We start from the raw sequence: 12,578 nt of genomic DNA, 5'->3' as shown, positions 1-12,578 counted from the left end.
TTTCGATCGGGCCGTTCAGCGCCGCGCTGGCTAGACTTGGGTGTAACAGGACTTGCTGGTTGGCGCACCAGGCCTTAGCGTCCCTTGCGCTTTCCAAGGGCCCTGGCACCTGCGGCCGCGCCCAGCAAGTCAGTAAAGCTTCGGCACCGGCCTACTCGGCCAAAGTGATCTTGCTCACTACCGAGTTGAAGCCGGCAAAGAGACCGTAGCCCTGGCGAACGTTGGTATAAATGTTTACCGAAGGCTCGTTGATGCCGCCAAATACGGCCCCTTCGCCCTGGACGTTGCGCTGAAACTGGAAGTAGGGCTCGGAGACGGTGCGCAATTCGGCGATGAGATTGCCTGCTTTTTCGTGTTTGGGCTCGATCTGTGATTGCAGGGCGAGGGTCACTCCCCGGCTATTGGGTTTGTCTTTAACCAAAATACTGGCTTGGCCCGGCCGGCCGTTCGGGCTCAGAATCGGTCCGGGTGCCTGAACGCTTTTCGTGATGGCCTCGTAGAAGGTCGTATCGCCACTCGCATTGACCCGGAAAGGGATGATCTCCTGGCTGATGCGCAGGTCGTAGTAGTTCACCTCGTCTTCCGGATCATTGTAATCCACGTTGAGCTCGAAGTCGTACACTTTGAGGGTGCCAATGTCCCTGCTGTTGAGTTCCGAGAGGGTAAGAGAAGTGATGGGGATGGATGTAGGCACGTAACTCTCAGCGGAAACGGGCGTGAGGCTGCCGGCGCTGGCGTGCAGGGTATACCTCCGGCCAACCTGGGGTTCAAAACTGACGGTTTGGTAGTAACCGGGGGCATCTTCGGCTCCCGGCATGTAGATGAGGCTCTCCAGCAACTGCGGGCCTTCGTACAGGCGGACATCGGCATTGCGGATGTCCTGCAGCCGCACCTCACCGGTAATGGGCTGGGTAATGGAAAGGTAAACCCGCACTTTTTTCCCCGGGGAGAAAGTGGAAGACAGCACCAATTTGGGCTCAATGATTTCCACGGGGCTGTCAATGGGTTCTTCGCAGGCAGGCAGCACGAGGAGACCCACCAGCAGCAGGCAACACACGCGCGGTACAAAAAGGGGGTAAGGGGCCTTCATCTCAAGTAAAAGTAGGTAACCTTTACTTAACAACCAAATCTCTTGTTGTGCCAATGATGTAAAACGACTTTGGAGGCCCTACTCCAGGAAGTTTTCTCTGCTGCTTGCCCCGCCGAAAAAGAGATGGTAAGCCACCGTTGGCGTGATGGGCGCGATGTAAACCTGGACGAAATTCCGGTCGGCAATCAGCTCCGATTGGCGGGCGAAATAGGTCGTGTTGATGTCGTAATAAATGGGGTTATGGCGATTGTAGAGGTTGTAAATACCGAGGTCCAGCACGTGTTTTGGTCCTGGCCGGCCGGGGCGGGAAAGCTGAATGTGGGCATTTAGGTCCAGGCGATGGTTGGTGGGGAAGATGACGCCGTTTTTTTCGTTGACGAGGTTGATCGTCTCAATGGCATCCTCTTCGCCGAGGATGGCGGGGTCGGTGAGGAGAAACGATTCGAGGCTCAGGGAGTAGGCTGCACCCGAGCCCCAGCGCCAGTTGGCCGAAAGACTTACCTGGGGGCTGAGGTCGTAGATGGCGACAAACTTTACGCTGTGTTGCCGGCCGTAGCGGAAGGCGTAGGGGCGCCCCAGGTTGATGCGCTGGTCAAACTGCCGGCGGCTTTCCGCCAGCGTGTAGGTTAACCATCCTTTCAGCTTACCGCGGGTCCGGCTCAGGGTAAGTTCCATGCCTTTGGCGAAACCGCCGCCGGTGCTCAGGTTATCCAGCCAGGTGCCGTTGCGCCCTCCTTCCGAAAACGAGCTCAGGTGCTTCATATCCCGGTAATAGACGCCCAGTTCAAATTTCCAATTCGGCGGCAGTTGTTGGGTAAACTGGGTACTGATCTGGGAAGCAGTGGCGGGCGGCAGATTGCGGGTGGCCGGCACCCAGAGATCGGTCGGCAACCCAATGACGGTGCTGCTGACGAGGTGAACGGGCTGTACACTGCGGTCGTAAGTAATCCGCATGCTGCGGTTGGGGCCCAGGGGGGCGGCCAGCAGCAATCGGGGGGAAAAATCGTAGAAATTCACTCCGCTGCGCCACAACTGCGCCCGCAGGCCGGCCCGGTAATGCAACCAGCCCAGGCGGCCCGAGAGACTGGCGTAGGTGGCAATCTGGATGGGGTGCAAGACGTTGCCCGGGCCCAATTCTTCCAGCGGAGGCTGCCGGGAGAGCGGGACCTTGCCTGAACTGAGCTGAGGCAAAAAGCGGTGGAGACTGCCTTCCACCCCGAAGCGCAATTCCGCACGGCGGGGCAGCATGAGTTGCCCATCAAACGCCAGCCCGAACTGCCGGATATCGGAGGCGTACCGACCACTGAAAATATCGCCCCGGTTAACCCCGTTCGTCAGTTCATTTAAACTGTCCGAACGTTCGTAGACGGCGTTCAGTAAAAGATCGGAATAGGAAAGCCGGAAATTCCCGAAAAAATGGTCGTTAAAAATGTGGTTGTAGCGCAACGCTCCAACGGTGTTCCCCCAGCGCACTTCCTCTTGCCGGCGGCGTGGGGCGGCGTAGCGGAACAATGCACCCGAAGGGTTCAATACCGTTACGGTGTCTGTTTCGAAGGCGTTGTTGCCGTAATCGTCTAACCCACTGTACAGGCTGAAGTAAAGGCGGCCTTTGTCGCTGATGCGCTGGTTGAGCTTGAAGTTGACGTCGTGTACCTGGTAGTTCATCCGCCCCTGCCGGCCCAGACTCAACTTATAGGTTTCGCTGAAGCGGCGCAACACCTCACCGGCCCAGAAGTAGCGACCACTGACGAAAAAGGAACTTTCACCGGGTTTGAGGGGCCCTTCGCTGGTGAAGTGGGCCGCCAGCATGCTGCTCCCCACCGAACTCTGGTAGTCGTAGAAGTTGCCATCCTTGGTATGCACATCGAGCACGCCCCCAATGCGGCCTCCGAAGCGGGCCGGAATGCCCTCTTTGTAGAGGTCAACCCGCCGGATCGCCTGGTTGCTGAAAATACTGAACAAACCCGCTGCGTGGTTGAGGTTGTAAACGGGTACGCCATCGAGTAAGACCAGATTGTGCCCGGCTTCGCTGCCCCGGACGAAAATGCCCCCGAGGCCATCGGCCCCCGTTTCTACCCCGGGCAAGAGGCGGGCAATGCGCAAAGGATCGGCCTCCCCCCCGGGGCCACCCAGCCGACTGACCTCGTGGTGGCCAATGCTGGTGCGCGTTTCCGTCAGGTAAAAATTGCCCACCGAATCGGGCTGGGCCCGCACGACAACGGCTGGCAGCTCGGCGGATGGAGGAAGACTGACGTTGATCAGGGTATCCCGGCGCAGCAAAATTTCCAGCTCCACGGGGCGGTAACCGACGTAGGAAAAACGCAGCCGCCGCCGTCCCCCCTGGGTTTCGATGCTGAAATAACCGTATTCGTTGGTCAGCACCCCCTGTTCCTGATCGGGGATCTGCACGACGCTGCCGAGCAAAAGTTCCCCCGTGCTTTGGTCCTTCACCTGCCCGTAGACCTGGAAGTTTTGCCCCAGCAAGTCGGGATCGAGGAAAAGTACGTAGCCTGCCTCCCCGCGCTCGAAGGTGAGTTCAGTATTACGGAGCACCAGCGTGAGCCACCCCTCCAGGGTACGGCGCCCGCCGGGAACGTTGATGGCCAAAGGTGGAATTTGATCAGGCCGGTAAGTGAGTTCGGCCCCCGCCTCGGTGAGGTTAAGCAAAATTTTCGCCAAAGGCATCACGCGCCGGGGCAGGGTGTAGCGCTCGGGTGGCCCCGTCTGGCCGGGCAATAGTGCAGCCCAGCCCAGTAACAACAACAGCAAGAGGCTCGATGGGCGCATATTCGCGATTTGGCTTAACGCTTTTATAGGTACAACGTCAGCAACCGGGCTTTTGCCGCGCCCACCCGTAAAAATCCTTCCACCGCCGTGCCGCACGGGGCTCAGTCCTGGCAGTCCAGCGAAAGTTGGAAGGCATCGGTGCGCCCGCCCAGTGGGGTCACCTGGCCGCCCCCCAGGCGGGCAATGGCCGTAAGGACCGCCGCAGGATTATCGGCACGAAAAGTGCCGGCGACGGGAAAATCGCAGTCGTTCGATAATTCCACGGAAACCGCAAAGTTGTTGCGGATGGTCTGCAGCACTTCAGAAAGGGGCGTATCCACAAAGTGGAGTTTGCCCGTTCGCCAGGCGTGGCGGTTGAGGTTGGGGGCGGGCAAGACGGTAAACGCTTTGCCCACCTTGGCCAGGCCACACTCTCCGGCATTAACCGGCGTTGATAGTGCTCCGCGTTGGAGGGCAACGGAGCCTTCGGAAACTTCCACTTCCATTTCCTGGCCATCAATGCGCAGGTTAAAGGCCGTACCCGTCACACGCAATTCGGTACCCGCATTGGCCACGAGGAAGGGGCGGTCCAGGTCTGGTGTCACTTGAAAAAAGGCCTGCCCCTGCAGGCTGACCCGGCGTTCCGCCCGGTTGAAGGAACGATCGTAGCGCAGGGTGGCGCCTTGTTGCAGGAGTACTTCGGTTCCGTCGGGGAGTACCGTGGCCAGCGGTGCGCTGTCTTCGTTGGCGATGGCCACGTTGCCCGCCAGCAGGGTGAAGTAGCCCAGTGCCAACAAAACTGCCGCAGCGGCAGCCACAGCATACCAGCGGCGGGGCCGCAGCGGGCGGACGGGGGCGGCAGGGATTTCATTAGTGGCAATGCGCAACCGGACGGCGCGCAGGCCACCCGCTACGTCGGGCTGGAATGCGCCGTAGCCTCCGGCTAGTTGATCGATTTCTTTGTCGCTTGCTGCGTGCATGTTGGCAATTAAAGGCAATAAGGTTTTAGACGTCTACTCCGCCTTGGGACACCAAAATTAGCGAATGCCCCCTATTCCCCGGTGGGAAATTCACAGGAATTCGTCATTTGGCAGACTTCCCGACGCCGCCGCGCAGGCAAAGTGTCGGTCGTCTTGCGGCTCCCGGGCCCCGAAATTTTCCCCGGCCAGGTTGTGGTAAGCCAGGGGCGGTTGCCGTGGGCGCTGCCGCAGGTGCCGGGTAAGCAGCCCGCATCGGCAATGCCCGGCGCTTAACCCGGGGCGGCCCCCATGGAAGTCAGCAAAAGCACCAGCGCCAACCATTCCCGCAGGAAGCGGTAGGCGCGGGTCATTTGGTTTTCTACGGTTTTCGGAGAGATGTCTAAGGAAGCGGCAATTTCCTTGTGGCTCATCTCTTCAAAGCGGCTCATGACAAAAACCAGCCGGCAGCGTTCTGGCAGCAGGTCGATGGCCCGTTGGATGCGTTGTTCCAGCTCGCGGTGTTCGAGGCTCGTGGCGGGTTCGGCGGCGGGGAGGTGTTCGGGCAGTTCACCGTCGTCGAGCGGCAGCCGCTTGCGGTCGCGGAGGAAGTTCAGGCAGCGGTTGCGCGCCGCCCGGCGAAGGTAAGGCCCTACGGCGGAGAGGTCGGGCGGCAAGTTCTCCCGCTTTTCCCAGAGGGAGACGAAAAAATCCTGGATGAGGTCTTCCGACTCCTGCTCGTTGCGCAGCAGGCGGTTGGCCGTCTGGCAGAGGGAGACGTAGTGGCGGCGGAACAGTTCGTCCAGCGCATCGGCATCTCCGCCGCGGAGCCGCAGCATGAGTTGTTGATCCGTATCGATTGGCGATGGCCCCATAGTGAACTGCGCTCAAGGTAACAAAAGGTCGGTATTCCCCAAGCTATGGGGGTAACGAAAAAACACGGTGGGGGTTTGGACCACTGCCGGGCGGTCGCTCCCCTGCTCCCTCGTCCCCCACCCCGCACCTGCGGCCGCGCCCCAAAATGCCCCCTCCCAAAGGACTAATCTTACGGTGCATTGCCCCGGGCAGGTGCCGTTCGGAGCGGATGCATTATTTTGGCAGCGAAAAAAGATTGCTACCTTACGCGGCGGCACTAACCACACCCCCATTCATGTTCAAGAAACTTTCCCTTTTTCTACTCGCGCTGATCACCCCGCTGGTCGCTTCGGCCCAGGCTGCGCCCTCCGGAATCGACGCTCTTTTGCAACGGTATTTTGAGCCCGTCACGCGCTTCGTTGAATCCGTGGTTTTCTTCACCGTTCCCATCGGCGGCCAAGAGATTCCCTTTGTTTTACCCTGGCTCATCGTTGGTGCTACGGTGTTTACCATTTACATGGGTTTCATCAATATTACCGCCTTCCGGCACGCGCTGGACGTGGTAAGGGGCAAGTACGACGACCCCAATGATGCGGGCGAAGTAAGCCATTTTCAGGCCCTGACAGCAGCGCTTTCCGGCACCGTAGGGGTGGGCAACATCGCTGGCGTGGCCTACGCGGTGGCCCTGGGTGGGCCCGGCGCTACGTTCTGGATGATCGTAGCCGGCTTGCTGGGGATGACCTCTAAGTTTACCGAATGTACCCTGGGCCTGATGTACCGCAACGTCAATGCCGACGGCAGCGTTTCCGGCGGCCCGATGTATTACCTGGATAAAGGACTGGCCGAAAAGGGCGGCTTCTGGAAACCCCTGGGCAAGGTCCTGGCCGTCATGTTCGCCATTGCCTGTATCGGCGGCAGCTTCGGCGGCGGCAATATGGTCCAGATCAACCAGGCTACGCAGCAGCTGACCGACGTTACCGGCGGCGTGGACAGTATTTTCTACGGCCGCGGCTGGATCTTCGGCGTGGTGATGGCGGCCGTGGTAGGCGTCATCATCATCGGTGGCATCAAGAGCATCGCTAAAGTGACGGATAAGGTTGTCCCCTTCATGGTAGGCATTTACATCATTGCTGCGCTGGTGGTGTTGGGTTACCACGTCGCCGACATTCCGGCGGCATTCGGTCAGATCATCGGCGGAGCATTCAATGCGGATGCGCTTTACGGTGGCCTGGTGGGGGTACTCATCCAGGGCTTTCGGCGGGCGGCCTTCAGCAATGAGGCGGGCATCGGCTCGGCCTCCATCGCCCACTCGGCGGCCAAGACCGACGAGCCCGTCAGCGAAGGCGTTGTTTCCTTGCTGGAGCCCTTCATCGATACGGTCGTTATTTGTACCATGACGGCCCTGGTCATCGTCATCACCAACTACGGGGGCTACGGTGCCGTAGACGCCTTTGCCAATAAAACCAGTGGCGCAGTGGGCGACATCAGCCTCACGTCCTCTGCCTTCGCTTCGGTCATCAGCTGGTTCCCCGTCGTGCTGGGCATCGCCGTGATTCTTTTCGCCCTCTCTACCATGATCAGCTGGTCGTACTACGGCCTGAAGTGCTGGACTTACCTCTTCGGCGAAACGAAAACGAACGAAAACATCTACAAAGTCATTTTCTGCTTCTTCGTCGTAGTGGGCTCGGCTATTTCCGCCAAGGCCGTTTTTGACTTCGGAGACGCGATGATCTTCGCCATGTGTTTCCCCAACATTATGGGAATGTACGTGCTGATGCCCAACGTGCGACGGGCCCTGACGGACTACATGCGCCGGATCAAAACGGGCGAGATCGAGCGGTACCGCTAGCGGGCTGGCGGGGACTTGAGGGCATTGCGCCGCTCGGGTCCCCGCCAGTTTTCCCCGGGTCAATCTTCTACCTGACTATACTGGCCGTTACGGCAGCCAGGAACTCCTGCATTTCAGCGGGGGTGGTGTAGACGTTGGGAGAAACGCGCACGGCGTCGCCGCGGTAGCTTACCTGAAGATTGCGCCTTGACAGTTCCTGCGCGAGGCGTTCACCGGAGCAGTGCGCGGGCAGTCGCAGGCCCACCAGGTGTTGGGCGCGCTGGGCGGGGAGGCTTACGCCGAGGGCCAGCAGTTCCGTTTCTACCGTGGCCCAGAGGCCGGCGCAGTAAGTCTGGATGCGGGCGGGGTCCCAGGCCAGGACTTGTTCGAGCCCCGCGCGCTGCATCGGCGTCATGAGGAAATTGGAATGCTCACCGACCGAATAGCGATTGGCCAGTGGTCGGTACTCCTCGCGGTAGTGCAGCAGGTTGCGGAAATCCTCGCTGCCGGCGCGGTTGATCCAGTTTTCTTCCAGGGGCTTTCCGCCGTCGAGGCGCGGCCCGTACCAGGCGTAAGCGCAACCATAGGGACCCATCAGCCACTTGTAGCCCGCAGCGATAACGGCATCGGGGCGGATGGCGGAGAGGTCAAAAGGCAGGGCGCCGAGGGATTGGGTAGCGTCAACCACCAGCCAGGCCCCCACGGCGTCGGTCCGCTCACGCAGGCCGACGAGATCGAACAAGGAGCCATCCGCCCAGTGCACGTTGGCGATGGCCACGGTCGCCGTCCTGGCGTCGATGGCGGCCAAAACGCGCTCCTGCCAGCTAGCGGGCGAGCCAGCCGCCGGGCGGGGTACGGTGCGGAGTTCCGCCCCGGTTTTCTTGCATTTTTCCGCCCAGGCGTAGACGTTACTGGGGAACTGGTCTTCCACCACAATGATGTTCTGGCCACGGGCCAGCGGCAGGTTTTTGGCGACGGTGGCCACGCCGTAGCTGACCGAGGGAATCAGCGCCACCCGTTCCACCTCTGTGGCCCCCAACAGCTTTGCGAAGGTATTTTTCAACGCCTCCACCGGTTCAAAAAAGGCGGGAATGGGCATACCGGAATTTTCCTCCCGCCAGGCCAGGGCGGCGCGGCCGGCGGCGGCAACGGCGTGGAGTTGCGGTGCCCGCGAGGCCCCGTTGAGGTAGCCCGCCACGGCTTTTTCCGGGAACAAATGGCGCTGGCAGGTAAGTGGCTCGTTCATGCCGGAAAGGTACGGGGGAGCGGGCAAAAATTTGGCAGTGCCCCATACGCGGAGAAATGGGGCGCGGCCGCAGGTGCTCCCCCCCGGCCCCCCGAAGGGGGGAGTTAGGACAAGGAGCGGGGGAAGTCTGGGCCAGTGCGCTCACCCGAACCTATTGGAACCCCGTCGGGTTTGGCCTTTGTGGCCGATCTTTTCCGGCGTTTGGCCGCCTCACCCCTAATCGTTAGCACTTGACCACCCATATCCTCCTGTTGTTGCTCGCCGGGCTGGCCCTGTTGAGTACTTTCCTGTTGCCGGGGCTGCTCCGCGACCGGCTGCTTCCCCTGCCCATCCTCTACGTCGGGGCGGGCTATCTGCTCTTCAAGCTCCCCCTCGAACTGCCCCTGATGAACCCGGAGGATGCGCGGGTGGACCGGCAGGTAATGGAATACATCACGGAGTTCATCGTCATTATTTCGCTGGCGGGGACGGGCCTGAAAATGAAGCGGGCCCCGGGGTGGAAAAGCTGGTCTACCGGAATTTATCTGCTGGCCATTGCCATGCCACTGACGATTGGAGCCGTGGCTTTGCTGGGTTGGTGGTGGATCGGCCTGGCCCCCGCTTCAGCCATTTTGTTGGGGGCGGTGCTGGCCCCGACGGACCCCGTGCTGGCGGGTAATGTCCAGGTGGGCCCGCCCGATGACGACTCCTCCGAAGACGAGGTCCGCTTTGGCCTTACCCTGGAGGCCGGACTGAATGATGGCCTGGCCTTCCCCTTCGTGTACCTGGCGCTGGCCCTCGTTGCAACGACTAATCTCAGCGAGAGCCTGGTAACCTGGGCGTGGTGGGATTTTGGCTACCGCATTGCGGTGGGTACGCTGGCGGGCTGGGGGCTGGGCAAATCCCTGGGTTGGCTGTTCCGGGCCTACGAAAAGCGGGTAGCCGGCATGGATAAAAACGAGGTAAAAGAAGGCATCTTCATTCTGGCGGCCACGCTGATTACCTACGCGGTAACGGAAATGCTGGAGGGCTACGGGTTCTTGGCGGTTTTTGTAGCAGCGGTGGTCAGCGCTACCCGCACGCAGGCGAACACGGCCTCCCGGCAGCGCAGTTACGAGGCGATTGACCAGGTGGAACAGGCGGTGCTCGGCATTTTTCTGATTGCCTTCGGGGGGATCATTGCTACGGGCGGGTTGGCGGATCTTACCTGGCCGGGGACTTTGCTGGGGCTGGCCCTGCTCTTGCTGCTCCGGCCGCTGGCGGGCCTGATCTCCTTCCTGCCTTCCCGGCTGCCGCTGGTCGATAAGCTGGCCATCAGTTACTTCGGCATCCGGGGGGTGGGCTCGCTGTACTACCTCGCCTACGCCCACAACAGCAACCAGTTTCCGGAAATCGACGCGGTGTGGAGCATCGTGAATTTTACCATGCTGGCTTCCATCATCATCCACGGCTTCAGTGTGAAGCCGGTGCTCGACTGGGTAGACCGACGCATGGGCCGGGTAGAAGAGGGCGCTGCCGCAGGCGATAGTCCCGGAGGATTTCGGGATGCGAGGGAAGGAACAAAATAGCAAGGGAAAGACCTGATTAACTGAGGTTTAACCTTTGCATTAATCACTATTGGATGGTATTCCAGGGGTCTTGAGAGGTAGTTCGGTAGTTCGGTAGTTCGGTAGTTCGGTAGTTCGGTAGTGGACAATACTCTACTACCAAATTAAAAAACATTGCGCTCTAACGATTTGGAAACCGGCGAATATCCGGGTTGCATCCTCCCCAGCCTGACGTTAATAAAGACCGCCCCCGAAATTGTGGTATCGGCGGCGGTCCTACGAATACCCCTAAGGTATTGCTCTCGGGTGCTCTATGCAGCAGGTTAAGGAAACGTTACGGCCCCTTAGCAGTTTTTCCTTTGGCGGGCTTGGTTATCTTTGCGGGCCCGGAAAAACCCACCGAACTATGGCCAAACAATTTACGCCCAAGAAAAAGCCTTCCAAGTCCGACCTTGCCAGCAGCTTCGATAGCCTGAGCATCCGCGCCGGGGCCGGCCTGCAGGCGGTATTGCCCCAGCGGCTGGAAGAAGACCGGGAAGGCACCATTCAGGCCCTGAGCCGGCAGTTTGCCATGTTGCCCCTCAAGGACATCTTCCCCAACCCCGACCAGCCCCGCAAGGAATTCGAGAAAGAGGCCCTGGATGCCCTGGCGGAGTCCATTAAATTCCACGGCATCATCCAACCGATGACCGTGCGGCACATGGGGGATGGCACCTACCAGATCATTGGCGGGGAGCGGCGCTACCGGGCCAGCAAACTCGCCGGTCTCGAAGAAGTGCCGGCCTTTATCCGCACAGCCGACGACCAGACCCTCCTGGAAATGGCCCTGATTGAGAACATCCAGCGGCAGGACCTCAACCCGATGGAAATTGCCTACTCCTACTACCGGCTGAAGGAAGATTTTAATCTGACGCAAAACGACGTGGCCGACCGCGTAGGCAAACCCCGCACCACGGTAGCCAATTATCTCGGTATCCTGACCACTTCGCCGAAGGTGCAAGACGCCATCCGCGAGAAAAAAATCAGCATCGGGGTGGCCAAGACCTTCGTAGCCATCAAAGACGTAGGGCAGCAGGAGCTCCTCCTCAAAGAAATTCTGGCCAACGAGGGCTGGACCGTCCGCGACATCGAAAAGGTGGCCAAAGCCTACCAGAAAAAGAACAAACCCGGCAAGCCCCGCTCCCCCCGGGCGGATGAAATGGACGCCTTCCTGGAACGCTGCAAAGAATTTTTCGGCACCAATAAAGTTCGCATCACCCTCGACGGCAAACTCGCCAAATCCGGCACCCTCAGCATCAGTTTTGCCCACCAGGAAGAGTTGGAGGAATGGTACAAGGCCATGGAACCCCAACTGGAGTAACGCCCCCCTACCCTTCCTGCAACGAATGCGCGCCTTGCGGTGTCATTGTGCTGTATGCTGAATAACTATTGCCAAGGTGGGGTTTTCGTGCTGGGCCTGACCTGGCTCCTTGTCCTGTGCCCTGCACCTGCGTTGCGCGCCCAAATTGTGGATTCCACCGCCACGGAACAGCCGGAACGCGAACGGCCGCGGCGGCTGGGCATCCGAAAAATGAGCGATACCATTCCTGATGCGGAGGTGCTGGCGGATACCATCGTGGCCTTATCGACCATCCAGCGCCGGCCGCGCAATGCCCTCCTGTGGAGCATCATCCCCGGCGGCGGACAGGTCTACAACAAGCGCTTGTGGAAGGTTCCGCTGGTGTACGGTGGGTTGCTGGGTGCGGTAGCCTACGCCGATTTTAACCAGACGCGCTACACGCGCTTTACCAGGGCGCTGGAAAATCGCTGCCTGGGCGACGGCAACGTCATCATCCCCCCCAATCGGGAATGCATCCCTACACCGGATGAATTCCCCGTTGAACGCGTCAGCAACGACGCCCTGCTGCAGGCGCGCGCGAGTGCCGACCAAGCCCGGCAGGCCGCCTACATCGGTATTTTTGCCGTCTTTGTCCTCCAGGCCGTCGAAGCCTATACCGACGCGCACCTGCAGGAGTTCGACATTTCGGACGATCTCTCCATCCGGCTCGGGCCGGTCCTCCACTCCGACGGCAGCCTGGCGGCCGGGCTGAGCGTTCCGCTGGGCGCAGGACGGGGAAAACTGCGACAGGAAGCGCGGGTGAACGCGTTGCAGCGAGCGGCGCGGTAGCGAAAAGTCTTTTGCCTGGCCCGTAAACGACGAAGGTGCCGCCGAACTGGTTCAGCGGCACCTTCGTGCGTCTGGCGGGAATGCCTTACTTCATCTTCTTCTCGGTACCCCCGGATTACGGATGCGTTGCATCCTACATCCGGG

The 12,578-nt window shown here is 60.2% G+C and carries 9 protein-coding genes; 4 read left to right on the top strand and 5 right to left on the bottom strand.

Features of this window, described 5'->3' with window-relative positions; all coding sequences use genetic code 11:
* Positions 1-151: 151 nt before the first annotated feature.
* The 4 genes from H9S92_RS09995 to H9S92_RS09980 all read right to left on the bottom strand — a co-directional run bounded on the left by H9S92_RS09995 (position 152) and on the right by H9S92_RS09980 (position 5,687).
* Positions 152-1,090, bottom strand: coding sequence for a DUF4249 domain-containing protein (locus H9S92_RS09995; protein WP_187466570.1), 939 nt, complete (start codon positions 1,088-1,090; stop codon positions 152-154).
* Between the two features lie 78 nt (positions 1,091-1,168).
* Complete coding sequence (locus H9S92_RS09990) at positions 1,169-3,877, bottom strand: TonB-dependent receptor (protein ID WP_187466569.1); 2,709 nt, start codon at positions 3,875-3,877, stop codon at positions 1,169-1,171.
* 101 nt (positions 3,878-3,978) lie between these two features.
* Entirely contained in the window at positions 3,979-4,836 is an 858-nt protein-coding gene (locus tag H9S92_RS09985) for a FecR family protein (RefSeq protein WP_187466568.1), read from the bottom strand.
* 269 nt (positions 4,837-5,105) lie between these two features.
* On the bottom strand, positions 5,106-5,687 hold the full coding sequence (locus tag H9S92_RS09980; protein ID WP_187466567.1) for an RNA polymerase sigma-70 factor: 582 nt from the start codon (positions 5,685-5,687) through the stop codon (positions 5,106-5,108).
* Between the two features lie 275 nt (positions 5,688-5,962).
* Here H9S92_RS09980 and H9S92_RS09975 point away from each other — a divergent pair, with 275 nt between their 5' ends.
* Complete coding sequence (locus tag H9S92_RS09975; protein WP_187466566.1) at positions 5,963-7,516, top strand: alanine/glycine:cation symporter family protein; 1,554 nt, start codon at positions 5,963-5,965, stop codon at positions 7,514-7,516.
* 67 nt (positions 7,517-7,583) lie between these two features.
* Here the strand turns inward: H9S92_RS09975 and H9S92_RS09970 are convergent, their stop codons facing one another.
* Positions 7,584-8,741, bottom strand: coding sequence for an aminotransferase class V-fold PLP-dependent enzyme (locus H9S92_RS09970; RefSeq protein ID WP_187466565.1), 1,158 nt, complete (start codon positions 8,739-8,741; stop codon positions 7,584-7,586).
* A 230-nt stretch (positions 8,742-8,971) separates the two neighbouring features.
* Here H9S92_RS09970 and H9S92_RS09965 point away from each other — a divergent pair, with 230 nt between their 5' ends.
* From H9S92_RS09965 to H9S92_RS09955, 3 genes are all read left to right on the top strand, one after another.
* Positions 8,972-10,288 (top strand): cation:proton antiporter, encoded by a 1,317-nt coding sequence (locus tag H9S92_RS09965; protein ID WP_187466564.1) that lies wholly within the window; start codon positions 8,972-8,974, stop codon positions 10,286-10,288.
* A gap of 385 nt (positions 10,289-10,673) precedes the next feature.
* On the top strand, positions 10,674-11,627 hold the full coding sequence (locus H9S92_RS09960; protein ID WP_187466563.1) for a ParB/RepB/Spo0J family partition protein: 954 nt from the start codon (positions 10,674-10,676) through the stop codon (positions 11,625-11,627).
* Between the two features lie 54 nt (positions 11,628-11,681).
* Positions 11,682-12,434 (top strand): DUF5683 domain-containing protein, encoded by a 753-nt coding sequence (locus H9S92_RS09955; RefSeq protein ID WP_187466562.1) that lies wholly within the window; start codon positions 11,682-11,684, stop codon positions 12,432-12,434.
* The last annotated feature ends 144 nt before the right edge of the window (positions 12,435-12,578 follow it).

The sequence above is a fragment of the Neolewinella lacunae genome, assembly GCF_014349155.1.
Lineage (GTDB): Bacteria > Bacteroidota > Bacteroidia > Chitinophagales > Saprospiraceae > Neolewinella > Neolewinella lacunae.
Note: the sequence above shows the minus strand (reverse complement) of the source record. Positions and strands in the feature narration are given on the sequence as shown.